Origin of the sequence: Arthrobacter sunyaminii, from assembly GCF_018866305.1 — a bacterium.
Classification (GTDB): domain Bacteria; phylum Actinomycetota; class Actinomycetes; order Actinomycetales; family Micrococcaceae; genus Arthrobacter_B; species Arthrobacter_B sunyaminii.
In genome coordinates, this window is sequence record NZ_CP076456.1 from 2,197,873 (window position 1) to 2,222,979 (window position 25,107).

Below are 25,107 nucleotides of genomic sequence, written 5' to 3' on the forward strand. Positions count from 1 at the left end.
CCTACCCCTCAGGCTTGTTCTGGTTGTAACTGCCGGCGCGCTCCTGGCCGCTGAGTTCCGCAATCGCGTCCATGACCCGGTCCGTCGCCTGCCGGCGGGCGGGCAGGGCATGGTCCGGCCCGGTCTTGGAGAAGTAGAGCGGTCTTCCCACCTTCATGGTGAAGTGCTGCGGCTTAATCCACTTCTTGCCGGCCGGCTGCAGGTTTTCAGTGCCGATGAGCCCCACGGGCACCACGGGCGCTCCGGAGGTCAGGGCCAGCCAGCCAACGCCGGTGCGTCCGCGGTACAGCAGTCCGTCCCGTGACCGGGTGCCCTCCGGATAGATGCCGATCCCGGAGCCGTCCTCGAGGCGGTCCAGCAGGGTCTTCAGGGCTGCCACTGACGCTGCCTGCTGGCCGCGCTCCACGGGAATGGAGCCCACACCTTCAAAGAAGGTGCGCATGGCGGCGCCCTTGACGCCCGTTCCGGTGAAGTATTCAGCCTTGGCGAAGAAGGCCACGGGCCGGGGCATCAGGGCCTGGGTAAGGACACTGTCCAAAAAGGACAGATGGTTGGCGGCGACAATGAAGGGGCCCGTTGCCGGCACGTTTTCCAGGCCAATCACGGTGGGCCGGCACAGCGAGGCAATCAGTCCGCGGGTGGACGCCCGGGTGAGGTCATAGACTCCCATGTGCGCTGGTCCCTTCCTGCGCACGGAAGCGCTCCAGCTCTGTCAGCAGTTCACCGGCAGAGTGCACGACGGCGGCAGCACCTTCCGCTTCCAGCTCACCAGCCCCGGCGAAGCCCCAGGCCACACCGATGCAGTCCAGGGCATTGTCAGCGGCACCGTGGACATCGTGCATCCGGTCCCCCACCATAACGGCACTGTCGAATGTCCCGGCGTGGCGGATCAGTGCGGCACGGATGATCGTCCGCTTACCGTCCAGGCCGGCCGCGGCCTGCTCATCGGCCGGTGAGCCGTGCACGGAATCAAAGAGATCCAGAAGCCCCTGTACCCGAAGGAGTTCAACGGCAAGCGGTTCAGGTTTCTGCGTGGCAACGGCCAGCAGGTAACCGGATGCCCGCAGCTGTTCCAGGACGCTGCGGATCCCGGGATAGGGGCGGCTCTGCGCCATCCCCTCGGATTGGTAGCCCGCCCGGTAGCGGGCAATAACCTCGGCCAGCCGTTCTTCGGGAACACCGGCAATGTCGCGGAGGGAAACGACCAGCGCCGGGCCTACCATGCGCTCCAGGTCCCCGGCTGCCGGAACGGGAAGTCCGCCGGCCGCAAGGGCGGCGCTGATGCCGCCGGTGATGCTGCCGGCCGGATCCACGAGGGTTCCGTCAAGGTCAAAAAGCACTAATGGCCGGGATTCTTTCACCGGGACAGTTTCCCACACCTACTCCCCGGTACGAAAAAAGGCATTCCCCGCAGGGAATACCTTTTTTCCTTCCGCTCTTTCCGAAAAGGAAAGTATGCCGGTCAGTTCTGCTTGGCGAACATTTCCGCGAGGAACCTGCCGGTATGGCTGACCTCGGACTTGGCCACCTTTTCCGGCGTTCCCTGCGCTATGACCTGCCCGCCGCCGTTCCCGCCCTCCGGACCCATGTCGATGAGCCAGTCGGCGCTCTTGATGACGTCCAGGTTGTGCTCGATGGTGATGACCGTGTTGCCCTTGTCCACCAGGCCCTGCAGGACCAGCAGCAGCTTGCGGACATCCTCGAAGTGCAGGCCGGTGGTGGGCTCGTCCAACACGTAGACGCTGCGCCCGTTGGACCGCTTCTGCAGTTCCGCAGCGAGCTTGACGCGCTGTGCTTCACCGCCGGAGAGGGTGGTGGCCGGCTGGCCGAGCCGCACGTAGCCCAGCCCAACGTCCACCAGGGTGTTCAGGTGCCGGGCAATCGGAGAGAAGGCGGCGAAGAATTCCGCGGCGTCCTCGATCGACATGTTCAGCACTTCGGCGATGTTCTTGCCCTTGTAATGCACCTCAAGGGTTTCGCGGTTGAACCGCCCGCCGTGGCAGACCTCGCAGGGCACGTAGACATCCGGCAGGAAGTTCATTTCGATCTTCAGGGTGCCGTCGCCGTGGCAGGCCTCGCAGCGGCCGCCCTTCACGTTGAAGGAGAACCGGCCGGGGAGGTAGCCGCGGACCTTGGACTCCGTAGTCTCCGCGAAGAGCTTCCGGATGTGGTCCCAGACGCCGGTGTAGGTGGCCGGGTTGGACCGCGGCGTGCGGCCGATCGGGCTCTGGTCCACGTGGATGACCTTGTCCAGGTTCTCCAGGCCGTCAATACGCGTGTGCCGGCCGGCAACGTGCTTGGCACCGTTGAGCTTGGCCGCAAGCGTCTTATACAGGATGTCGTTGATCAGGGTGGACTTGCCGGAGCCGCTGACGCCGGTCACCGCCGTGAAGACGCCCAGTGGAATGCTGACGTCGATGTTGCGCAGGTTGTTTTCCCGGGCACCCACAATCTTCAACTGCCGGGATTTGTCCACCTTGCGCCGCTTGGCCGGAATCTCGATCTTCCGCCGTCCGGACAGGTAGGCGCCGGTCAGGGAGCGCTCGTTCTTGAGCAGGCCCTCCAGGGATCCGGAGTGGACCACTTCGCCGCCGCGCTCACCGGCACCCGGTCCGATGTCCACCACCCAGTCCGCTTCGTGGATGGTGTCTTCATCGTGCTCCACCACAATCAGGGTGTTGCCCAGGTTCCGCAGGCGGGCCAGTGTTTCGATCAGACGGCGGTTGTCCTTCTGGTGCAGCCCGATGGACGGCTCGTCCAGGACATACAGGACACCCACCAGCCCCGAACCGATCTGGGTGGCCAGCCGGATACGCTGAGCCTCGCCGCCGGAGAGCGTGGCCGCCGGCCGGTCCAGGCTCAGGTACTCGAGCCCGACGTCGAGCAGGAAGGTCAGGCGGGCCAGGATTTCCTTCAGGACCTGGTCACCGATCTTCGCCTCGCGGGCCGTCAATTCCAGGCCCTCGAAGAACGCCGCGGCATCCCGCAGGGGAAGGTTGCCCGCCTCGGCAATGTTCTTGCCGTTGATGAGCACGGACAGCGAAGCGGGATTCAGCCGCGCTCCTCCGCAGGCGGGGCAGGCAATTTCCCGCATGTATTCCTCGTACCGGTCGCGGGCACTGTCCGACTCGGTTTCGAGGTGCTTGCGGTGGATGTACTGGATAACCCCTTCGAAGCCGGTGCTGTACTTCCGCTCACGCCCAAAGCGGTTCTTATACTGGACCACCACTTTGTGGTCCTTGCCGTTCAGGATGGCTTCGCGCGCCTTGGCCGGAAGCTTCTTCCACGGCACGTCCATGGAGAAGCCCAGTTCCTTGGCCAGGCCGGCCAGCAGCCGGTTCCAGTACTCCAGGGTGGCGTTGCCCAGCGCCCACGGCGCCACGGCTCCGGCGGCGAGGCTGAGGTTCGGGTTCGGGATGACCAGGTCTTCGTCAACTTCGAGCCGGCTGCCGATACCGGTGCAAACCGGGCAGGCGCCGAAGGGGTTGTTGAAGGAGAAGGACCGGGGTTCAATCTCATCGATGGCCAGCGGATGCTCGTTGGGGCAGGCCAGGTGCTCGGAGAAAGCCCGGACCCGTTCGTCGCTCTTTTCGTCAAGGTCCACGAAGTCGGCCAGGATCCTGCCGTCGGCCAGCGCGAGGGCCGTCTCCACCGAGTCGGTCAGGCGCTGCCGGATGCCGTCCTTGGCGACCAGCCGGTCCACCACCACTTCGATGGTGTGTTTGTACTGCTTGCCAAGCTTGGGCGGATCGGACAGCTGGATCTGCTCGCCGTCGACCTTGGCCCGGGAGTAACCCTTGGCGGCGAGCTCCTTGAACAGGTCCACAAACTCGCCCTTGCGGCCGCGCACCACGGGAGCAAGGATCTGGAAGCGGGTGCCCTCTTCGAGCTCCAGCAGCTGGTCGACGATCTGCTGCGGCGTCTGCCGGGAAACGGGCTCGCCGCAGACCGGACAGAACGGAGTGCCCACGCGCGCCCAGAGCAGCCGCATGTAGTCGTAGATTTCGGTAATGGTGCCAACCGTGGACCGCGGGTTCTTGGAGGTGGACTTCTGGTCGATGGACACCGCCGGGGACAGCCCTTCGATGAAGTCCACATCCGGCTTGTCCACCTGGCCCAGGAACATCCGCGCGTAGGAGGACAGGGATTCGACGTAGCGGCGCTGCCCCTCGGCAAAGATGGTGTCAAAGGCCAAAGAAGACTTTCCGGAACCGGAAAGCCCGGTAAAGACAATCATCGCGTCACGCGGCAAATCCAGATCCACGTTCTGCAGATTGTGCTCCCGTGCGCCCTTGACGATCAGGCGGGAGAGATCGTTGCCGCTGTGCGGCTCATTGGCATTATCGGCCATCAAAGAGGTAGCTGTAGACACATTTTCCACTGTAGTTCACCGTTAGGTTCGAAGAAGTATTCGAGGCCGCGGTTTCACCGCAGGCGAAGAGCCGTCTCGACGTAAGTCACTGCTTCCTTCGGATCCATCCCGTTGGCACGGACCGAGTCCGCGAAGATCCGGGCTGCTTCGGCCACCCGCCGCTTGCCGTTGTCTCCGGCCGCAGCGATGACGGTTCCCGCCCGCGAGCGCGTGGTCACCACCTCGGCCTGCTCCAGTTCGCGGTAGGCCCGGGCGACGGTGTTTACGGCCAGGCCCATCCGGGCGGCGAGCGCCCGCACGGGGGGCAGCCGGGTTCCGACGGGGAGCCTTCCGTCATTGGCAGCGTCGAGAATCTGGACCCTCAGCTGCTCAAAGGGAGGAACCGAGCTTGCCGCGTCGATGCGGACCCAGGACAGGACGTCGTCGCTCACGGGACCGCCTTCAGGTTGGGGAATGGATGCCTGTTCCATTTTGCCACGGCAGAGCCGCCCCGGCAGGCAGGCGGGTCACAGCGGCCCCGCCCCGTCGCCCGCACCTTCGGCGACGGTTTCCGTCCCGGCAAACTGGGACCGGTACAGCTGGGCATAGAACCCCTCGGCTGCCAGCAGTGCGTCATGCGTTCCCTGTTCCACAATCTCGCCGTGCCGCACCACCAGGATGACGTCCGCGTCCCGGATGGTTGAGAGCCGGTGGGCGATCACGAAACTGGTCCGCGCCTCCCGCAGGGCATTCATTGCCAGCCGGATGGAGATCTCGGTTCGGGTATCCACGGAACTGGTTGCCTCGTCCAGTATCAGGATGGACGGGTTCGCCAGCCAGGCCCGCGCGATGGTGATCAGCTGCCGCTGTCCCTGGCTCAGTGAACCGCCGTCGTATTCCAGGAGCGTGTCATACCCTTCGGGCAGCGAGCGCACAAAGTGGTCCACATGGGTGGCGCGGGCCGCCTCGACTATCTGTTCGTCGGTCGCGCCGGGAGCCCCGTAGGCCAGGTTCTCCCTAATGGTCCCCTCGAACAGCCACGCATCTTGGAGCACCATGCCGATCAGCTGCCGCACGTCGTCGCGCCGCATGCGTGCAATATCCGTACCGTCGATGGTGATCCTGCCGGAATCCACCTCATAGAAGCGCATCAGCAGGTTGACCAGGGTGGTCTTTCCAGCCCCCGTGGGACCGACAATCGCCACGGTCTGCCCGGGCTCTGCAGTAAAGGACAGGTCCCGGATCAGGGGAGCTTCCGGGGAGTAGCTGAAATCCACGTGCTCAAAAGCTACGCGGCCCTGCACATCCTTGAGGGTCAGCGCATCCCTGGGGTCCGGGTCCTGTTCCTTCTCATCCAAAAGTTCGAACACACGTTCGGCTGAGGCAACACCTGACTGCAGCATGTTGATCAGCGAGCCGATCTGCCCCAGGGGCTGGGAGAACTGCCGGCTGTACTGGATGAAGGCCTGCACTCCCCCGATGGACAGACGCCCGTTGGCCACCAGGAGACCACCCACCACGGCCACCGCCACATAGTTCAGGTTGGAGATGAACTGCATGGTGGGCATGATGATGCCGGAAACGAACTGTGCCTTGAAGGAGGAGCGGTAGAGGGTCTCGTTGGCGGGCCGGAATCCCTCCACCACGCGTTCCTGCTGGCCAAAGGCCTTCACCACGTCCTGCGCGCTGAACATTTCCTCGATATACCCGTTGACCTCCCCCGTGGACTTCCACTGCTGCATGAACTGCGCCTGCGAGCGCCTGGCGATAAGTACGGTCACGACCGCGGACACCGGCACCGTGATCACGGCTATCAGTGCCAGCAGCGGGGAGAGCCACAACATCATGCCCAGCACCCCCACGATGGTGAGCGCGGAGGTGATGATCTGGGTCAGTGTCTGGGAAAGCGTCTGCGCCAGGTTGTCGATGTCATTGGTGACGCGGCTGAGCACGTCGCCGCGTGATTCGCGCTGGAAGTGGGACATGGGAAGCCGGAACAGCTTGCCGTCCACCTCCTTCCGCAGCCGGTACATGGCCCCCTGCACCACCCGCGCGGTGACGCGTGCCTGCAGCCAGCCGAAGAAGAACGCCGCAAGATAGATCGCCAGCACCCCCAGCACCAGCATCCCGAGCCGCCCGAAATCCAGTCCCTGGCCGGGCACCACATCCATGGCGGCGAGCATGTCCGCCAGTTGATCCTCCCCCGAGTCGCGCAGGGCCTGCACCTGGTCGGCCTTGCTGATTCCCGGCTGCAGCCCGGCGCCGATCACGCCGTCAAAGATGACGTTGGTCGCCTCCCCCAGGATCCGGGGTGCGGTAACGGCGAGCGCCACGGAAACGACGGCGGCCACCATCACCAGTGCCACCCGCATCCGGTCCGGGCTCATCAGGGCCAGGATCCTCCGGACGCTGGACCGGAAGTTCAAAGGTTTGGCAGCCGGACCGCGGGCGCCCGGTCCGTGTCCGGCGCGCATCCCGCTCACTGCACCTCCTCCGCCGTCAGCTGGGATTCAACAATCTCCCGGTAGGTGGAAGAGGTCTCCAGCAGCTCCTCATGCGTCCCCTGGCCGGCAACGCGCCCCTCGTCAAGGACAACAATGCGCGCGGCGTCGGCAATGGTGTTGATGCGCTGCGCCACGATCAGCACCGTGGAATTCCGGGTCCGCTGTTTCAGGGCGGCACGCAGCCGGGCGTCGGTGGCAAAGTCCAGTGCGGAGAAGCTGTCATCGAAGAGGTAGATGGCCGGCCGCACCACCAGGGCGCGGGCAATGGCCAGGCGCTGGCGCTGCCCTCCGGAGAAGTTGCCGCCGCCCTGCTCCACCCGGTGCTCCAGCGCCCCCTCGGAATCGCGGACAAATTCCGCAGCCTGGGCAATCTCCAGCGCTTCCCAGAGCTCGGCATCCGTGGCCTCGGGGCGTCCAAAGCGCAGATTCGAAGCAATGGTGCCGGAGAAAAGGTAGGCCTTCTGCGGCACCAGGCCTATGCCGCTGCGCAGGGAGTGCAGCGTGACCGCCTCAATGTCCTGTCCGTCGATGTAGATCCCCCCGGAGGTGGCATCCAGCAGCCGCGGCACCAGGTTCAGCAGGGTGGACTTGCCCGCTCCGGTGGATCCTATGATGGCCGTGGTTTGTCCGGACTGTGCCGTAAAGCTGATGTCCTGCAGCACCGGAGCCTCGGCCCCCGGGTAGGTGTAGCCCACCTCCCTGAAGTCCAGGGTGCCGCCGTCGTACACCAGCGGGGCGGCGGCATCGGCGTCGTGCACCGTGCTTTCCGTGTCCAGGACCTCGTAGATCCGTTCGGCGCAGACGGCGGCACGCGGCAGCATCATGATCATGAACATGGACATCATGACGGCCATCAGGATTTGCATGATGTAGGCGATGAACGCGGTCAGGGCACCGATCTGCATCTGCCCGGCGTCAATCCGGTAGGCGCCGAACCAGACCACCGCCACGGACGCCAGGTTGGCCACCAGCATGGCCGCCGGAAACAGCAGCGCCATGTACTGGGCGGTCCGCAGCTGGGTTCCGGTCAGATCCGCGTTGGCGGTGTCGAAGCGGGCTTCCTCGGTGCGCTCGCGAACGAAGGCCCGGATCACCGCCACCCCCATGATCTGCTCCCGGAGCACCGAGTTGACGCGGTCAATCTGCTTCTGCGCCCGCCGGAACAGCGGAATCAGCCGGCGCAGCACCAGTCCGATGACGGCAAAGAGCACCGGCAGGATCAGCAGCAGGATCCCGGACAGGGCCACGTCCTGGTTCAATGCCAGCAGCACTCCGCCAATGCCCATGATCGGCGCGGACACCATCACCGTGAACGTCATCAGCAGCGCCATCTGCACCTGCTGCACGTCATTGGTGGTGCGGGTGATCAGGGAAGGGGCGCCAAACACCCCCACTTCCCGCGAGGAGAAGGACTCCACCGTGGTGAACAGCTCGTCCCTGATGTTGCGGCCCACACTCATGGCCACCCGTGACGCAAAGTACGTGGCGGCCACGGCACAGACCACCTGGCCTGCCGTGATCACGAGCATCCAGCCGCCCAGATCCAGGATCACGCCGGTATTGGCGGGGACCACGCCGCGGTCAATGATGCCGGCGTTCAGGGTGGGCAGGAACAGTGTGGCGGCGGTTTGCAGGAACTGCAGGACGACGACGGCGGCAACGGCACCTTTGTAGGGCGCCAGGTTTTGCCGGACAAGCCTTAGGAGCACGCTTCCTCCAGGAACCGGCCGGAGGGGTTCCCGGCACCCTTTGAACGTACGCCCGCCTTCCCGGACAGACAAGACTTTCTGCCTGGGACTGTGGGGTCAACATCCGCGAGCGCGGAACTAGACTGGCGGCATGTTTGATTTGAAGAACGTCACCATCCGCAGCCGGTCCGTGTCCAGCATGGACAACAACGTGTACGTCCTCACGGACAGGGACACGGGGGCGCAGGTCCTCATCGACGCCGCAGCTGACTTTCCGGCCATCCGGGAGCTGCTGTCCGAAGCGGCCGCAGACGCCGCTGTTCCCGCAAAGGTGGAGCTGATAGTCACCACTCACAGCCACTGGGACCATGTACGGGCGCTCGCTGAAGCCGTGCAGGCCACCGGAGCACGCACCGCCGCCGGCCGTGAAGATGCGCCGGATATCGAGGTGCCCACCAACATGCTGCTCGTGGACGGGGATACCCTCCACATCGGCGGGCCCGGGGGGTTCGAGCTCGAGGCCATCAAGCTCCGCGGCCACACCCCCGGTTCAGTGGCCCTGCTCTACCGCGATCCGAACGGCCCGGCGCATCTGTTTACCGGCGATTCCCTCTTCCCCGGGGGATTGGGCAACACCCAGCAGGATCCGGAACGTTTCGCGTCGCTCTATGCAGACGTAGTCGAACGCGTGTTCGGACAGCTCCCGGATGACACCATCGTCCACCCGGGCCACGGGGCAGGAACAACACTGGGCGCAGAGCGGCCGCACCTGCCGGAATGGAAGGAACGCGGCTGGTAGCAGGTCTGCAGCGCCTGCTCCGTTGACCCCTGCTGATTGAGGGTTTTACGCTCAACAAGGGACCTTTCGGAGACCGATGAGAGCGGGAAAACCGTGGCCACAGTACCGTCGTCGTCCGCTTCCGGGCCTTCAGCCGCCGTCAAACCTCAAATCGGACTGGTTGCCTGCGTGGCGTTCGGTGTCGGCACCACGGTGGGCGGCGGCGTTTTCACCCTGTCCGGAACGGCGATCAACCTGGCCGGTTCCGGAGCGGTTCTGAGCTATGTCATTGCGGGCGTTGTCATGGCCCTGTGTGCACTGTCCTTCGTTGTGGTCTCCACGCGGGCGAAGGACGGGGAATCCGGTTACGGGCCCGTCGGGGACATCCTGAGTCCGTTTTGGCGCTTTGTGGTGATGTGGGCGTTCTACCTCAACGGAGCCACGATCGTCGCCTACCTCGTTGACTCCTTCGGTGATTACCTCAGCGAGTATTTCCTGCCGGCCGTCGGCGCCCTGACCCTCGGGCTGGTTGCCACCGTCCTGGTCACGGCACTTAATCTGGGGCCGACGTCGCTGGTCGCCAAGGCGGAAACCTGGATCGTGGGCATCAAACTCGCGCTGCTCGTGCTGTTTGCCGTCTGGGGCCTGACGGAACTGACTCCGGAAAAGGTTGACCGGCCGCTGCCGCAGGGCACCGGTGGCGTCTTTTCGGCGGCAGCGCTGTTGTTCACCGCGTACACCGGCTTCAACGTCATCACGAATATGGCCGGCTCGGTGAAGAATCCGCGCAAAACGGTGCCCCGTGCCATCCTGCTCACCCTGCTGGTGTCCGGAATCATCTATCTGGGCACGGCCCTGGCCATGGTGGCCAGCGGAGTCACGGTCTTTACGGCCACCGGTGTCTCCCAGGCCGCAGAAATCGTGATGGGTACCTGGGGCGGCGTGCTGGTGGCCTTCGCGGCGTGCCTGTCCACCCTGTCCGGTGCCAACGCGAATGTGCTCGGCGCTTCGGAAATCATGCTGCGGATGGTGGCCCGCGGGGATGTGCCGCCCGCACTCGGCCGCCAGACCCGCAACGGCCACCCCTATGTGAGCGTGCTGTTGCTGGGTGTCATCACCGTGGTCCTGGTGCTGCTCAATGACACCACCTTCGTGGTCTCGGTCGCCAACGTGGCGGCTATCGTGGCCATGATTGTCGTGAGCGTTGCGGCCGCTGTGCTGGGGTTCCGCAAATGGCCGGGCGAGGGAGCCAAGCTCCCGCTGGGTCCGGTCATTCCGATCCTCGCGGTCCTGGCAGCAGCGAGCCAGCTGCCGTCTCTGGACCCGGCCGCCCTGATCACCGGCTTCCTGCTCACCGCCCTGGGTGGTGCGCTGTACCTGGCGCGGCACTATCAGCGCGGCGGTGCCGGGGACCGGGCGCACGCCAATGAACAGATCGACAACCTGAACACGCCGCTGATGAAGGCTGCACGGCGGCGGCCGGGACAGTCCCCGTCCTAGCCCTGCTTCCGGCCCACCATGAAGATCCGGCGGAACGGAAAGACGGTACCCCAGGCGTGCTGCGGATAGGCCTCCCGCAGCAGGGCGGCATACTCGGCTTCGAACCGCCCGAAGTCCTCCGGGTCCAAAGCTGCGATAACCGGCCGCAGGGCTGTTCCGCGCACCCATTCGAGCACCGGGTCCTCGCCCTGCAGGACCTGGGAGTAGCTGGTCTCCCAAACATCGGCGTCAAATCCCGCCTCGGTCAGCAGGCCAAGGTAATCCTCCGGTTCATCCACGGCGTCGGCATGGCGCAGGACACCGTCCAGTTTGTCCGACCAGGCAGCGCTCGCGGCGAGTTCGCGCATCAGGGCGTGTGACGGGGCCCCGAAGTTGCCGGGAACCTGCACGGCGAGCCAGGCGCCGGCGTCGAGCTGTTTGGCCCAGCGGCGCATCAGGTCCTGGTGGCCGGGGACCCACTGCAGGGCAGCGTTGGAGACCACCACATCGGTTCCGGGCTGCGGTTCCCATTCCTCGATGCCCCCGCGGACAAATTCCAGATTCGCCGGAGCGCCCTCCAGGGCGCCCGCCTGCTCCACCATTTCAGCGGAGGAGTCGACGCCGGTAACCCGGGCTTCGGGCCAGCGGGCGGCGAGCGCCGCCGTCAGGGTGCCGGGTCCGCAGCCCAGGTCGACGACGCGGCGCGGCGCGTCGGCCTGGATGCGCGCGGTCAAATCAAAAAAGGGGCGGTCGCGGTGCGAGGAGAACTGTGTGTATTTTCGGGGATCCCATTTCATGGCGCCGAGCCTAGCAAAGGGGCTTGGGCCGGCAGCGGGAAGCCTTCATCTCGGGTCATGCGGGGGCGGTCCACGGCGCACAGCCGCGCCCGATACTCTGGTATGGACATGAAACTTCTTGAACAGCTTGCCTCCGGCCCCTCCAGCACCCGCACCATCGACCCCGATGAGACCTACACATCCTTCCTGGAGTGGGTCGAGAGCCGGGGCATGTCGCTATACCCGGCGCAGGACGAAGCCGTGATGGAACTGGTGACGGGCAACAACGTCATCCTCGCCACCCCCACGGGCTCCGGCAAGTCGATGGTCGCCATTGCCGCCCACTTCCACGCCATGGCCCACGATGAGCGCAGTTACTACACCGCCCCCATCAAGGCGCTGGTGTCCGAGAAGTTCTTCGCCCTGTGCGAGATTTTCGGTGCCGAGAACGTCGGCATGGTCACCGGCGATTCCTCGGTGAACAAGGACGCCCCGATTATCTGCTGCACGGCGGAAATCCTGGCGAACATTGCCCTGCGCGAGGGACCGGATGCGGACCTGGGCACCGTCATCATGGATGAGTTCCACTTCTACTCCGATCCGCAGCGCGGCTGGGCCTGGCAGGTGCCCCTGCTGGAGCTGCCCCAGGCGCAGTTCCTGCTCATGTCCGCGACCCTGGGCGACATGACCCGGATCGCCAACGAACTTAGCGAGCTCACCAACCGGGACACCGTTACCGTCTCCTCGGTGCAGCGGCCCATTCCGCTGCACTACTACTACGTGGAAACCCCGGTCCAGGAATCCCTCGAGGAACTGCTGGCCACCAAGCAGGTGCCGGTTTACGTGGTGCACTTCTCCCAGATCGAGGCCATCGACCGGGCCCAGGCGCTGATGAGCATCAACGTCTGCACCCGCGAGGAAAAGGACAAGATCGCCGAGCTCATTGCGGGCTTCCGCTTCGCCCCCGGCTTCGGCAAGACCCTGAACCGGCTGGTCCGCCACGGCATCGGCGTCCACCACGCCGGCATGCTGCCCAAGTACCGCCGCCTGGTGGAACAGCTGGCGCAGGCCGGGCTCCTGAAAGTCATCTGCGGCACCGATACCCTGGGGGTGGGCATCAACGTACCCATCCGCACCGTGCTGATCACTGCCCTGTCCAAGTACGACGGCACCCGCACCCGTCCGCTGAAGGTCCGCGAGTTCCACCAGATCGCAGGACGCGCCGGGCGGGCCGGCTACGACACGGCGGGCACCGTCGTCGTGCAGGCGCCGGAACACGTGATCGAAAACGTGAAGGCCATGGCCAAGGCGCACGCCAAGTTCGGTGATGACCAGAAGAAGCTGCGCCAGGTGGTGAAGAAGAAACCGCAGGCCGGATTTGTGTCCTGGGGCAAGCCCACCTTCGAGAAGCTCGTGGACGGCACGCCTGAACCGCTGACCTCCAGCTTCAACATCACCCACTCCATGCTGCTGAACCTGCTGGAGCGCCCGGGGGATCCCTTCGCCGCGGCCAAGAAGCTGCTCACGCACAACCATGAGACCCGGTCCTCGCAGCTGGCGCTGATGAAGAAGGCCCTGAGCATCTACCGGGAGCTGAAGACCGCCGGCATTGTGGAAGTCCTCCCTGAGCCCGACGCCGACGGCCGCACCGTCCGCCTGAAGGTGCACCTGCAGCCGAACTTTGCCCTGAACCAGCCGCTGTCCCCGTTTGCGATGGCCTCCCTGGAGATCCTGGATCCGGACAGCCCGTCCTACGCCCTGGACGTGGTGTCCGTGATCGAAGCGATCATGGAAAAGCCCCGGCAGGTGCTCTCGGCCCAGGAGAAGAAGGCCCGCGGCGAGGCCATCGCGGCCATGAAGTCCCAGGGCATCGAGTACGACGAGCGCATGGCCCTGCTCGAGGAAGTCACCTATCCGCAGCCGCTGGCGGAGCTGCTGGAGCAGTCCTTCGAGGTGTACCGGTCCGGCGCCCCGTGGCTGGGCGAGTTCGAGCTCAGCCCCAAGTCGATTGTCCGCGACATGTACGAACGCGCCATGAGCTTCGGCGAATACGTGCAGTTCTACTCCCTGGCCCGCTCCGAAGGCGTGCTGCTGCGCTACCTCTCGGACACCTACAAGGCCCTGCTGCACACCGTTCCGCCGGAGCGGCTGCGCGAGGATCTGGAGGACATCATCGAGTGGCTCGGTGAACTGGTCCGCCAGACCGACTCCTCGCTGCTGGACGAATGGGAAGAGCTCACCAACGGCATCAACCCCGATGCCGGCGACGAGCCGGTCCTGCCGCCGGTTCCGGATAAGCTCACCTCCAACGTGCGCGCGTTCCGCGTCATGGTCCGCAATGAAATGTTCCAGCGGGTGAAGCTGTTCGCGGACGAGGATGACCGCGCCCTGGGCGAGCTCGACGGCGGTTCCGGCTGGGATGCCGACCGCTGGGCGGACGTGCTGGACGCGTACTTCGAAGAGCACGAGGACATTGACGACGGTCCCGACGGCCGCGGACCGAACCTGCTGATCATCAAGGAGCTGCCCGGCAAATGGGAGGTCCGGCAGATCTTCAAGGATCCGGCCAACCACCTGGACTGGGGGATCACGGCCGAGGTGGATCTGGCGGCCTCGGACGAGGCAGGCTCCCCCGTCATCAAGGTCATGACGGCGGGCCGGCTGGACTAGGCTGGAGGGCATGCAGATTCGCCCCGCCCGCCCGGAAGATGTCCCGGTCATCCTTGAACTCATCCATGACCTGGCGATCTACGAAAAAGAGCCGCACGCCGTCAAGAACACCGTTCAGGCGCTGGAGCAGAACCTCTTCGGAGAGAACCCGGCCATCTTTGCCCACGTGGCAGTGGATTCCGGAGCTGTGCAGGGCTTTGCCCTGTGGTTCCTGAACTACTCCACCTGGGAGGGCGTGCACGGAATCTACCTGGAGGACCTGTATGTCCGGCCCGAGGCGCGGGGCAAGGGCTATGGCAAGGCTCTGCTGCGCACTCTGGCCGAAATCGCCGTCGAGCGGGGCTACGCGCGGGTGGAGTGGTGCGTGCTCAACTGGAACGAGCCGTCCATCCGCTTCTACAAGTCGCTCGGCGCGGTGCCGCAGGATGAGTGGACCACGTTCCGGCTCACCGGTGACGCCCTGACCACCTTTGGCGGTGCTGCCGCATGAGCGTTCCCCACACGGCTTCGGCACCCTACGGGGTACGCGGCATGCGCGTCACAGATCATCATTTCACCGTTCCGCTGGATCATTCGGCGCCCGACGGCGAAACCATCACCGTTTTTGCCCGCGAATACTCCGACGCCGAACTGCCGCAGGCTGAGGCGGAGCTGCTGCCGTGGCTGCTGTACCTGCAGGGCGGTCCCGGAGGAAAGGGCTCCCGGCTCCTGTCCTTCAGCGGCTGGACCAAGACAGCGTCCAAGCACTTCCGCATCCTGATGCTGGACCAGCGCGGAACCGGCCTGTCCACTCCCGCCAACCGGCAGACCCTTGCCCTGCGCGGGGATGCAGCCGCCCAGGCGGATTATCTGACACATTTCCGGGCGGACTCGATCGTGGCCGACGCCGAACTGATCCGCGCAGCCCTCGGCTCGGGGCCCTGGACCACGTACGGGCAGAGCTATGGCGGCTTCTGCACGCTGACGTACCTGTCCTTTGCTCCGCACGGGCTGCGCGAGTCGCTGATCACCGGTGGCCTGGCTCCGTTGACCGGTCCTGCGGACCGTGTCTATCAGGCGACGTTTTCCCGTGTAGCGGCCCGCAACGCAGAGTATTTCGAGAAATATCCGCAGGACCGCGGCATCACTACCCGGATCGCCCGCCATCTGGAGAACGTCCCGGAGTACCTGCCCTCGGGTGAGCGGCTGAGCGTGCGGCGCTTCCAGATGACCGGCTCCTTCCTGGGCGGCAACACCCGGATGGACGGCCTGCACCTTCTGCTGCAGGAAGCCTTTGTGCCCACGCCTGACGGGGACCGGCTCTCGGATACGTTCCTGGAGTCCGTCCACGCTCTGGTCAGCCGATCCTCCAACCCTTTGTATGCGCTGATGCACGAATCCATCTACGGCCAGGGCGAAGCCACCGGCTGGGCCGCGGAGCGGGTATTGAAGGATTTCCCCGACTTCGAGCCGGACGCGGCAGAGCCCCTGTACACCGGCGAAATGGTCTACCCCTGGTACTTCGACGAAGATCCGGCCCTGGCGCCCTTAAAGGAGCCTGCTGAGCTGCTGGCAGCCAAAGACAACTGGCCCGCACTGTATGACACCGCCCAGCTGGCCCGGAACACCGTGCCCGTGGCCGCCGCCGTCTACACTGACGACATCTATGTGGACCGGGACCTGTCCCTTGAGACTGCCGCTGCCGTGCGGGGTCTGCAGGTCTGGGAAAGCGCCGACTTCCACCACGACGGCATTGCCGACGACGGCGAGGGCATCTTCAACCGGCTCCTGGCCATGGTGCGGGGCGAATCGTCTCAGGCCGGCTGACCTGCGACAGCCTCCGGAACACGGAAAAGCGCCGCCCTTCCCTGAAGGAAGAGCGGCGCTTTGCCGTTTGGGAGATCCTACTTGTCGGTCTGGTCGGCCGGGGTAGCTTCGCCGTCGGCGCGGGGACCCTGGAGGCGCGGGTTGCTGGCGCGGAATTCAGCGCGGGCCTCATCCGTGATCTCCGGCAGGTCGACGTCGTCGCGGTTTTTGGCAACGGTGGTGGCGGTGCGGTAGCTTTCGGCCACCTTGTCGTAGGCTTCCACACGCTCTTCATGCGGGGCATCTTCGCCGAGATTCCGGTACACCTTCAGTGCGTTCTCCAGCGTGGCAACGGCTTGGACCGCCTTCGCCTTGGGGCTGAGCAGCGAGGCCACGGTGGCAATCACGATCGTGCCGAGGATGACGGCCAGTGAGACGAAGGTGGGGATTTCCGGCGCCCAGCCAACGTGCTCGCCGCCGTTGATGAACGGCAGCTCATTGACGTGCAGGGCATGCAGGATCAGCTTCACGCCGATGAACGCCAGGATGACGGACAGGCCGTGCTTGAGGTAGATCAGCCGGTCCATCAGGCCGCCCAGCAGGAAGTACAGCTGGCGCAGGCCCATGAGCGCAAAGATGTTGGCGGTGAACACAATGAAGGCGCTCTGGGTCAGGCCAAAGATGGCCGGAATGGAGTCGACGGCAAACATCAGGTCGGTGACACCGATCGTGATGAACACGATCAGCATGGGGGTGAAGACCTTTTTGCCGTCCACCACGGTGCGGATCTTGCCCTGATCGAACTTCTCGGTCATCGGCAGGACATTGCGCAGCTTGGAGATCAGCTTATTGTCGCTGCCTTCATCCTCGTCCTCACCGTTGTCGGTGGCCTGCTTGTAGGCGGTCCAGAGCAGGAAGGCACCAAAGATGAAGAAGACCCAACTGAAGTTCTCAATGACTGCCGCACCAATGATGATGAAGATGCCGCGCAGGATCAGGGCAATAATGATGCCGAACATCAGCACTTCCTGCTGGTACTTACGGGGTACCGAGAAGCGCGCCATGATGATGATGAAAACGAAGAGGTTGTCGATGCTCAGGCTGTATTCAGTAACCCACCCCGCAACAAACTGACTGCCGTACTCGGGTCCGGTGAACACGAACATGGCCCCGGCGAACAGCAAAGCGAGCCCAACGTAGAACCCGACCCACAGGCCGGCTTCTTTCATGGACGGCTCGTGGGGGCGCTTGACCACCAGCAGGAGATCAAAGAGCAGGACAAGTCCGAGGACAACAAAGGTGCCGACCTCAAAGACAACGGGTAACTCGGGCATTTGGAAAACCTTTCGGGCACGACACTATACGCAGGTCTCTCCGGCATCCGCAGAAATCATCTGCTGCGAATGCCCGCTGCACCCGGCGGAACGACGACGCCCCGCGTGCTGACGGGTACAGCGACAAAGGATACTCCCCTGCGCCGCCCAAGAAGTCTACCGCAGCACCCGCAGGTTGCACCCGTTTGAAAACCGGACTCAGCGGCGGGCAATCCGGCATTCCCAGCCCAAGTGGCGCTACGTTGATGGCATGAGCACTGGGTCTGAACACTATTTGGTGGGCACCGCTGGAAACCCCAACTTCGGCGATGAGTTCATTACAGCCTCCTGGCTTCGGTTCCTGGCCGTGAACGCCCCCGACGCCGTTGTGTGGCTGGACTGCCCCCAACCGGGTGCGGCCTCTTTGCTGTTTGAAGGCCTGCACCCGGGGTTGCGTATCACCGACACCCTCTGGCGTGCTGTCCGCGACTCAGACGGACTTCCACCCGTCGAAGTAGGCCGGCGGGTCCATCACCTGGTGCACCGCCTTGGTTCACCCAACTACGACATGGGACTGGTGAGGCTGCGGCAGGCAAGCTCCCTGCACCTGCTCGGCGGAGGTTATGTCAATGGCGTGTGGCCGCACCACGCAGCTCTGGTCAGCGGCATGAAAGCCGTTAAGGAACTGACGGGCGCCAGGCTGTACGCGACCGGGCAGGGCCTGATGCCTCTGATTGGCACCCCTCAGGAAGCCGCCGGGCTTTTTCAGGGATTTGACCATGTAACGGTGCGCGACGCCGAAAGCGCGGAGGCCTATTCACTGAACATCGGCCTCGATGATGCTTTCCTCGGTATACGTGCTGATGCCCGGCGGCCCGCCCGCAGTCCGGCAGCCACGAATGTCTGCATCCAGAGCGACATGATTGACGCCGGCCGGTTCAGCCAGATAGTGGCTGCCGTCCGCCTCCAGGTCCAGGCCGCCCTGTCCCAGGGCAGACTGGTCAACTACTTGGAGGCCATCCCGGGGGTTGACCGGCCCGCGTACGATCAGCTTTCCGATCTGATTGCCGAAGAGAATTTCTTTCCCTTCACACGGGTGTGGGAAGAAGGCATCCCGGCGGGGCCGGACCAGTCGTGGCTCACCACCCGGTTTCACTTCCACCTGCTCGCATCGGCAGGTGGCTCACCCGGGATCGCCTATGCCGCCCGCGAGGGATACTACGACGTGAAACACACGTCGCTGACCCGATTGGGGAGCGGCTGGGCCCTCGACACCCCGGCTTCGCCGGCAGGCGCGGTTCCCCCGGGGAGCACGACTCTTCGCACCAATCTGGACACTTTCACCGGGGTGAAGCTCGCTGAGGCGCGGCACCTCTATCCTTTTTAGGCGTGCCCGGCGTTCTGCATCTGGCGCAGCTCCTTCTTGAGATCGCCCACTTCATCGCGAAGCCGTGCCGCCAGTTCAAACTGCAGTTCCGCTGCGGCGGCGTGCATCTGCTCGGTCATGGATGCGATCAGTCCGGCCAGATCCTCCGCGGGAGCAGCTGCCAAACCGTCCTTCCGGATGCCGCCCTTGCCCTTACCGGTGGTCTTGCGGTTCTTCTTGTCGGCCGCCTCAGCCAGCAGTGCCCTGGTGTCAGCGTCCTCGCGGGCCAGCGAGTCCGTAATGTCCGCGATCTTCTTGCGCAGCGGCTGGGGGTCCACCCCGTGGTCCTCGTTGTACTTCACCTGGATGGCACGGCGGCGGTTCGTTTCATCGATGGCCTTCGCCATGGAATCGGTGATCCGGTCGGCGTACATGTGAACCTCACCGGAGACGTTGCGGGCGGCACGGCCAATGGTCTGGATCAGCGAGGTGGAGGAACGCAGGAAGCCTTCCTTGTCGGCGTCGAGGATGGACACCAGCGACACTTCGGGAAGGTCCAAACCTTCACGCAGCAGGTTAATGCCCACAAGTACGTCGAAGGTCCCCATCCGCAGTTCACGCAACAGCTCCACGCGGCGCAGGGTATCGACGTCGGAGTGCAGGTATTCCACCTTGACCCCGTGCTCCATCAGGTAGCCCGTCAGGTCCTCGGCCATCCGCTTGGTCAGCGTGGTGACCAGCACGCGCTCGTTGCGCTCAGTCCGGGTGCGGATTTCCCCGAGCAGATCATCAATCTGGCCCTTGCTGGGCTTCACGATCACCTGCGGATCCACCAGACCGGTGGGACGGATAATCTGCTCAACAAAGCCGTCCGACTTGGACAGTTCGTATTTGCCGGGCGTGGCGGACATGTAGACGGTCTGGCCGATGCGTTCCAGGAACTCATCCCATTTCAGCGGCCGGTTGTCCATGGCCGACGGCAGCCGGAAGCCGTGGTCCACCAGGGTCCGCTTGCGGGACATGTCCCCTTCATACATGGCGCCGATCTGCGGAATGGTCACGTGGGACTCATCCACGACCAGCAGGAAGTCATCGGGGAAGTAATCCAGCAGGCAGTGCGGGGCGGTGCCGGGACCGCGGCCGTCAATGTGCCGGGAGTAGTTCTCGATGCCGTTGCAGAAGCCCATCTGCTGCATCATTTCCAGATCGTAGGTGGTCCGCATCCGCAGCCGCTGGGCTTCCACCAGCTTGTTCTGCGACTCCAGTTCGGCCAGCCGCACCTGCAGCTCGTCCTCAATCTGGCGGATGGCCCGGTGCATCCGGTCCTCGCCGGCCACGTAGTGCGACGCCGGGAAGACGTACATTTCCGTTTCCTCACGAATGACGTTTCCCGTGAGCGGGTGGAGGGTGTAGATGTTCTCAATCTCGTCGCCGAAGAACTCGATCCGCAGTGCGTTTTCCTCGTACATCGGAATGATCTCGACGGTGTCGCCGCGGACCCGGAAAGTGCCGCGGTGGAAGTCCATGTCGTTGCGGGCGTACTGCATATTGACGAACCGGCGCAGCAGGTCATCGCGGTTCATCTGCTGGCCCTTGCGCAGCGTGACCATGGCTTCGATGTACTCTTCAGGGGTTCCCAGGCCGTAGATGCAGGACACGGTGGCCACCACAATGACGTCGCGGCGGGTCAGCAGCGCGTTGGTGGCGGAGTGCCGCAGCCGTTCCACTTCCTCGTTGATGGAGGAGTCCTTCTCAATGAAAGTGTCCGTCTGCGGAACGTAGGCTTCGGGCTGGTAGTAGTCGTAGTAGGAGACGAAGTACTCCACCGCGTTGTTGGGCAGCAGTTCACGAAACTCGTTGGCCAGCTGCGCGGCGAGGGTCTTGTTCTGGACCATGATGAGCGTGGGCCGCTGGACCTGCTCCACCAGCCAGGCCGCCGTCGCGCTCTTACCGGTACCGGTGGCACCGAGGAGGACCACATCCTTTTCGCCGGCCTTGATCCGCTCGGCGAGTTCCTTGATGGCGGTGGGCTGGTCGCCCGCGGGCGAGTAATCGCTGATTACTTCAAAGGGGGCAACGACTCTCTTGATGTCCTGCGCAAGACTCATGATTAAAAGCTACTCCGCACTGCGGTCAGGATGCGTCCGCAGTGCGTGCGGTCAGCTCAGGGCTGAACACCTCCGGGCAGCCGGAGAGCGTCAGCGCGCGGCCCGAAGCAGCTCGTCGTTCAGCGGCAGCAGCCGGGTCTCCCACAGCTGCCGCACCGCTTCAACGAGCTCATGGGCAGTTCCCTCATTGACGAGCACGACGTCGGCCACCGCGGCACGCTCTTGAGCTGAAGCCTGCGCAGCGATCCGCGCCCGCGCCGCTTCCTCACTCATGCCTCGGTCCGCCGCCATCCGCCGGATCCGTTCCTCCTCCGGCGCATCGATCACCAGCACAAAGTCGAAGCTTCGGTGCTGTCCGGTTTCCACCAGCAGCGGCATGTCATGAACCACGATGGTCTCCGGCTCGGCTTCGCGTTCCAGCTCAGCAGCCCGTGCACGCACCCGGGGATGGACAATGCCGTTGAGGGTTTCCCGCCTGGCCTCATCACGAAAGACCACCGCCGCCAGCGCGGGCCGGTCCAGACGGCCTTCGCCGTCCAGGATGCCCGGCCCAAAGGCCTCGACGACGGCGGCGAGCCCCTCGGTGCCCGGCTCCACCACTTCGCGTGCCAGGGCATCGGCGTCGATGACCAGGGCACCAAGGTCGCGCAGCGTACGTGCGGCCAATGATTTTCCAGCGGCGATCCCGCCGGTCAGTCCTACTCTCAGCATGCGCCCAAGGCTACCGTGTCACAGCACCGGGCGCCGAAGGCGGGCGGAGCCTGCTGCGCAGCGTTTGAACTGAACAGCGCCTAAACTGTTGGGGTGAGTGACATCGACGCGGCGGCGGGGCGCTACACCACCATCGCCGGGGAACACCGCTCCGAACTCGAGATCAAGCGCTCACGTTTCATCACGGTGCTGCGCCGCACCGAAACCGAAGAACAGGCCCGCGCGCTGGTCGCCGAGCTGCGCCGTGAGTTCCATGACGCCCGCCACCACTGCAGTGCCTTTGTGCTCGGGCCGGGACGTGAAGTTCAGCGTTCCAATGACGACGGCGAGCCCTCCGGCACCGCAGGCCTTCCCATGCTGGAAGCCCTGACGAAGCGGGAAACGTTTGGCGGCGCCACGGACCTCAGTGACATCACAGCGGTGACCGTCCGCTATTTCGGCGGAATCCTGCTGGGCGCCGGCGGCCTGATACGCGCCTATTCCGAGTCCGTTTCCTCCGCCCTGGCCACCGCTCCCCTGCTCCGCCGCCGCCGGATGCAGCTCTACGCGGTGCCGGCGGGACATGCCGAGGCCGGGCGGCTGGAGAATGACCTGCGCAACGCCGGGATCAGCGTCACCGGCACGGAGTACGGCGCCTCGGGGGCCACCATTACCGTGGCATTGCCGGACACCCCGGGCAGCATCGACCTCTTTTCCGAGCGCCTCGCAACCTTCACCGCCGGCAGCAGCACCCCCGAACACCTGAGAACAGAATGGATCGACCTGTGACGCACGACCCCGCCCGACTGCTCCCCGAGGAACCGGACTTTTCCTTCGAGTCGCTGAGCCGCCGGCCCGATGTCGAGGCGGAGAACCTGCAGGCCCACGACTCCGCCGACCGCCTGCTCCTGGACACAGCGGCGGAGCGGCTGCGCGAAAACGGAAGCGCCGTCGTCGTTATTGGGGACGCGTACGGTGCACTGACCCTTGGGGCGGCTGCCCTTCACGGCGTGCGCGGCCTGCGGGTTCATCAGGATCCGTACTCCGGCGAACTGGCGCTGCGGCGCAACGCCGACGCCGCCGGGCTGGCCGAGACCTACCGGTCCCTGCCGCTGGGCGCGGACCTGCTGACAGGGGCGCGGACGGTGCTGCTGCGCCTGCCGCGTTCGCTGGACGCCCTGGAGGAGATTGCCGCATTGATCGCCGCGTACGCCGCCCCGGACGTGGTGGTGTACGCCGGCGGCAGGCTCAAGCACATGACCACGGCCATGAACGACGTGCTGGGACGCTGGTTCGGCTCGGTGACGGCGGGCCTGGCGCGGCAGAAGTCCCGGGTACTGACGGTGTCCGGTCCGCTGCCTGCCGCGGTGCAGCCGGCCAACCGTTTTCCGCTGGCCCAGCGGCACGACGTCGGGCTGCCGGCCCCGCTGGAGCTGAGGGCCCACGGTGCGGCCTTCGCCGGAGCAGCGCTGGACATTGGCACCCGGTTCCTGCTGCCGCACCTGGCCGGAGCCCGGCAGGCGCAGACGGCGGTGGATCTGGGCTGCGGCACCGGTGCCATCGCCGCGTACCTGGCACTGACCCGTCCGTCTCTGCGGGTGATCGCGACGGATCAGTCGGCGGCCGCCGTCGCCTCCGCAACAGCAACCATGACCGCGAACGGCGTCGCGGACCGCGTGTCGGTCCGCCGCGACGATGCCCTTGCCGGGCATCCGGACCGCTCAGCGGAGCTGATCGTGCTGAACCCGCCGTTCCACATTGGCGCCAGCGTGCATGCCGGGATCGCTTTGAAGCTCTTTGCCGACGCCGGTCGGGTGCTCGCGCCGGGCGGGGAACTGTGGGCCGTGTGGAACAGCCATCTGACCTACAAGTCCGCCCTGACCCGACTGGTCGGCCCCACCCGCGAGGTGGCGCGCAACCCCAAGTTCACTGTCACCGTCAGTACCAGGCGGTAGCCGCACCGGCCCACACCGGAGCCCCGGACTAAGTATCCGGAAAACTTGAGAGAGCGCTCTCTTGACAGTGATCCATATCACTCCTAGAGTAAAGCGAACGTCAAGAGAGCGCTCTCTCAGCCAAGTGTGATGGCCCGGAGCGCAGAACTCTGTTCCAGCCTTTTATGCCTTCTCCATCCCGCTTCCGTTGATCAAGCCTGCCCAGATAAGAGGCACGGTCCGCTGTTCCGGGATTGCACTGCTCTATCCGAACACAAAGGAGTGACCGTGAAGAATTTCCGATTTCCCGCAGCGGCAATTGCAGGGGCCGCTGCTGTGGCGCTGCTCGCGTCAGGCTGCGGCGGCGGCGGCGACCAGGAAGCGGCAAGCGCCGAGAATCCAATCGAGCTGAGCGTTACGACGTTCGGCACCTTCGGCTACGACGACCTGTACGCCGAATACGAAGACGCCAACCCCGGCATCAAAATCAACCCCAACAACATCGACCGCGGCGAGAACGCGCGGACCGATGCCTTCACAAAGTTGTCTGCCGGGTCCGGTCTAAGCGACGTGGTTGCCATTGAAGAAGGCTGGCTCGGTTCCATCATGGAAGTGTCCGACCAGTTCGTGGACCTCAATGAATACGGAGCCGAAGACATCAAGGACAACTGGGTCGACTGGAAGTTCAAGCAGGGCACCGATTCCGAGGGCCGCGTCATTGGCTACGGCACCGACATTGGCCCCCAGGGCCTCTGCTACAACGGCAAGCTCTTCGAGGCCGCCGGGCTCCCCAGCGACCGTGAGGCGGTGGCTGAACTGTTCGGCGGAGACGACGCCACCTGGGACAAGTACTTCGAAATTGGCCAGCAGTATCACGACAAGACCGGCCTGGCCTGGTACGACCAGTCGGGCTTCGTGTGGAACTCCATGGTGAACCAGATGGAGGAGGGCTACTACACTGCCGACGGTGAGCTGAACATCGAAGACAACGCCGCCATGAAGGAACAGTTCATGCAGCTCGCCGCAGGGACGGAGGCCGGACTGTCCGCCAACGAGAAGAAGTGGGACTGGGGCAAGGGCAAGGCTTTCGCTGACGGATCCTTCGCAACCTTCGTCTGCCCGGGCTGGATGCTGGGCACCATTCAAACCCAGATGGAATCCGCAGGAGCAGGCGCGGAGGCCGGATGGGACTTCGCTGATGTCTTCCCCGGCGGAGCCTCAAACTGGGGTGGCGCCTTCCTCTCCGTTCCGGAGACTTCCGAGCACAAGGAGGAAGCCGCGAAGCTGGCTGCCTGGCTGACGGCCCCGGAGCAGCAGGTGAAGCAGTCTGCGGCAGCAAACAACTTCCCCAGCACCGTGGAGGCCCAAAAGCAGCTTGCCGAAGAGGCAGCGCCCAATGAGCTGTTCAACAACGCACCCACCGGCGCAATCCTCGCATCGCGCGCGGAGGGTGTTACAGCGCAGTTCAAGGGTCCGGAGGACTCAGTTATCCAGGACAAAGTCTTCAGCGCCGCACTGGGCCAGCTTGATGCAGGCACCACTGACGGGGAAGGCTCCTGGAACGAGGCCATGAAGCTCCTGAACGAGCTCGTAGTCAACAACTAGCAACTAGTCGAGCGGGGCCTCCGGCACTGCCGGAGGCCTCCCAGACGGACTGCGAGAATC

The 25,107-nt window shown here is 64.8% G+C and carries 19 protein-coding genes; 9 read left to right on the forward strand and 10 right to left on the reverse strand.

The features are described 5' to 3' along the window. Nucleotide 1: 1 nt before the first annotated feature. The 6 genes from KG104_RS09835 to KG104_RS09860 all read right to left on the reverse strand — a co-directional run bounded on the left by KG104_RS09835 (nt 2) and on the right by KG104_RS09860 (nt 8,564). On the reverse strand, nt 2–670 hold the full coding sequence (locus KG104_RS09835) for a lysophospholipid acyltransferase family protein (RefSeq protein WP_104054187.1): 669 nt from the start codon (nt 668–670) through the stop codon (nt 2–4). After that, nucleotides 657–1,340, reverse strand: a complete 684-nt coding sequence (locus KG104_RS09840; RefSeq protein ID WP_207346906.1) for an HAD hydrolase-like protein — start codon at nt 1,338–1,340, stop codon at nt 657–659. Before KG104_RS09840 ends, KG104_RS09835 begins: the two co-directional genes overlap by 14 nt. Nucleotides 1,341–1,462: 122 nt before the next feature. Beyond that, the gene (gene uvrA / locus KG104_RS09845; protein WP_207347177.1) at nt 1,463–4,351 is read right to left on the reverse strand and encodes an excinuclease ABC subunit UvrA; all 2,889 of its coding nucleotides are present in this window, start codon (nt 4,349–4,351) and stop codon (nt 1,463–1,465) included. Nucleotides 4,352–4,425: 74 nt separating this feature from the next. Then, the gene (locus KG104_RS09850) at nt 4,426–4,803 is read right to left on the reverse strand and encodes a GntR family transcriptional regulator (RefSeq protein WP_237688574.1); all 378 of its coding nucleotides are present in this window, start codon (nt 4,801–4,803) and stop codon (nt 4,426–4,428) included. A 75-nt stretch (nt 4,804–4,878) separates the two neighbouring features. After that, nucleotides 4,879–6,825 (reverse strand): ABC transporter ATP-binding protein, encoded by a 1,947-nt coding sequence (locus KG104_RS09855; RefSeq protein WP_207347178.1) that lies wholly within the window; start codon nt 6,823–6,825, stop codon nt 4,879–4,881. A 5-nt stretch (nt 6,826–6,830) separates the two neighbouring features. Continuing rightward, nucleotides 6,831–8,564 (reverse strand): ABC transporter ATP-binding protein, encoded by a 1,734-nt coding sequence (locus tag KG104_RS09860; RefSeq protein WP_207346907.1) that lies wholly within the window; start codon nt 8,562–8,564, stop codon nt 6,831–6,833. A gap of 130 nt (nt 8,565–8,694) precedes the next feature. Between KG104_RS09860 and KG104_RS09865 the strand changes: the two genes are divergently transcribed. Both KG104_RS09865 and KG104_RS09870 read left to right on the forward strand, forming a co-directional pair. Beyond that, the gene (locus KG104_RS09865; protein ID WP_207346908.1) at nt 8,695–9,342 is read left to right on the forward strand and encodes an MBL fold metallo-hydrolase; all 648 of its coding nucleotides are present in this window, start codon (nt 8,695–8,697) and stop codon (nt 9,340–9,342) included. A gap of 93 nt (nt 9,343–9,435) precedes the next feature. Continuing rightward, nucleotides 9,436–10,821: an APC family permease gene (locus KG104_RS09870; protein ID WP_207346909.1), complete on the forward strand. Its 1,386-nt coding sequence runs from the start codon at nt 9,436–9,438 to the stop codon at nt 10,819–10,821. Here KG104_RS09870 and KG104_RS09875 read toward each other — a convergent pair. Further along, entirely contained in the window at nt 10,818–11,597 is a 780-nt protein-coding gene (locus tag KG104_RS09875) for a trans-aconitate 2-methyltransferase (protein ID WP_207346910.1), read from the reverse strand. The two genes, KG104_RS09870 and KG104_RS09875, sit on opposite strands and share 4 nt — an antisense overlap. A 108-nt stretch (nt 11,598–11,705) precedes the next feature. Between KG104_RS09875 and KG104_RS09880 the strand changes: the two genes are divergently transcribed. Genes KG104_RS09880 through KG104_RS09890 form a run of 3 tightly spaced genes read left to right on the forward strand, consistent with a single transcriptional unit; the run spans nt 11,706 to nt 16,052 of the window. Next, the gene (locus KG104_RS09880; RefSeq protein ID WP_207346911.1) at nt 11,706–14,246 is read left to right on the forward strand and encodes a DEAD/DEAH box helicase; all 2,541 of its coding nucleotides are present in this window, start codon (nt 11,706–11,708) and stop codon (nt 14,244–14,246) included. 10 nt (nt 14,247–14,256) lie between these two features. Next, nucleotides 14,257–14,736: a GNAT family N-acetyltransferase gene (locus KG104_RS09885; protein WP_104054178.1), complete on the forward strand. Its 480-nt coding sequence runs from the start codon at nt 14,257–14,259 to the stop codon at nt 14,734–14,736. Further along, a complete protein-coding gene (locus tag KG104_RS09890) occupies nt 14,733–16,052 on the forward strand; it encodes an alpha/beta fold hydrolase (protein ID WP_207346912.1) in 1,320 nt (439 codons plus the stop codon). Before KG104_RS09885 ends, KG104_RS09890 begins: the two co-directional genes overlap by 4 nt. 77 nt (nt 16,053–16,129) lie before the next feature. On the opposite strand, the gene KG104_RS09895 is transcribed toward KG104_RS09890, so the two are convergent. Further along, the gene (locus tag KG104_RS09895) at nt 16,130–17,365 is read right to left on the reverse strand and encodes a TerC family protein (RefSeq protein ID WP_237685163.1); all 1,236 of its coding nucleotides are present in this window, start codon (nt 17,363–17,365) and stop codon (nt 16,130–16,132) included. Between the two features lie 250 nt (nt 17,366–17,615). Here KG104_RS09895 and KG104_RS09900 point away from each other — a divergent pair, with 250 nt between their 5' ends. Further along, nucleotides 17,616–18,731, forward strand: coding sequence for a polysaccharide pyruvyl transferase family protein (locus tag KG104_RS09900; RefSeq protein WP_207346913.1), 1,116 nt, complete (start codon nt 17,616–17,618; stop codon nt 18,729–18,731). Here KG104_RS09900 and uvrB read toward each other — a convergent pair. Together uvrB and coaE are read right to left on the reverse strand one after the other, a co-directional pair. Beyond that, nucleotides 18,728–20,818 (reverse strand): excinuclease ABC subunit UvrB, encoded by a 2,091-nt coding sequence (gene uvrB / locus KG104_RS09905; RefSeq protein WP_207346914.1) that lies wholly within the window; start codon nt 20,816–20,818, stop codon nt 18,728–18,730. The two genes, KG104_RS09900 and uvrB, sit on opposite strands and share 4 nt — an antisense overlap. 90 nt (nt 20,819–20,908) lie before the next feature. Then, nucleotides 20,909–21,529 carry a dephospho-CoA kinase gene (coaE, locus tag KG104_RS09910; RefSeq protein WP_207346915.1) on the reverse strand — a complete coding sequence of 207 codons (621 nt, stop codon included), beginning with the start codon at nt 21,527–21,529 and terminating at the stop codon, nt 20,909–20,911. A 93-nt stretch (nt 21,530–21,622) separates the two neighbouring features. On the opposite strand from coaE, the gene KG104_RS09915 reads away from it, so the two are divergent. The 3 genes from KG104_RS09915 (at nt 21,623) to KG104_RS09925 (ending at nt 25,047) form a co-directional block, all read left to right on the forward strand. After that, nucleotides 21,623–22,297, forward strand: coding sequence for an IMPACT family protein (locus KG104_RS09915; protein ID WP_104054173.1), 675 nt, complete (start codon nt 21,623–21,625; stop codon nt 22,295–22,297). After that, nucleotides 22,294–23,463 (forward strand): class I SAM-dependent methyltransferase, encoded by a 1,170-nt coding sequence (locus KG104_RS09920; RefSeq protein ID WP_372434110.1) that lies wholly within the window; start codon nt 22,294–22,296, stop codon nt 23,461–23,463. The genes KG104_RS09915 and KG104_RS09920 overlap by 4 nt, the downstream gene beginning before the upstream one ends. A 267-nt stretch (nt 23,464–23,730) precedes the next feature. Beyond that, complete coding sequence (locus KG104_RS09925) at nt 23,731–25,047, forward strand: ABC transporter substrate-binding protein (RefSeq protein WP_237688575.1); 1,317 nt, start codon at nt 23,731–23,733, stop codon at nt 25,045–25,047. Nucleotides 25,048–25,107 lie beyond the last annotated feature (60 nt).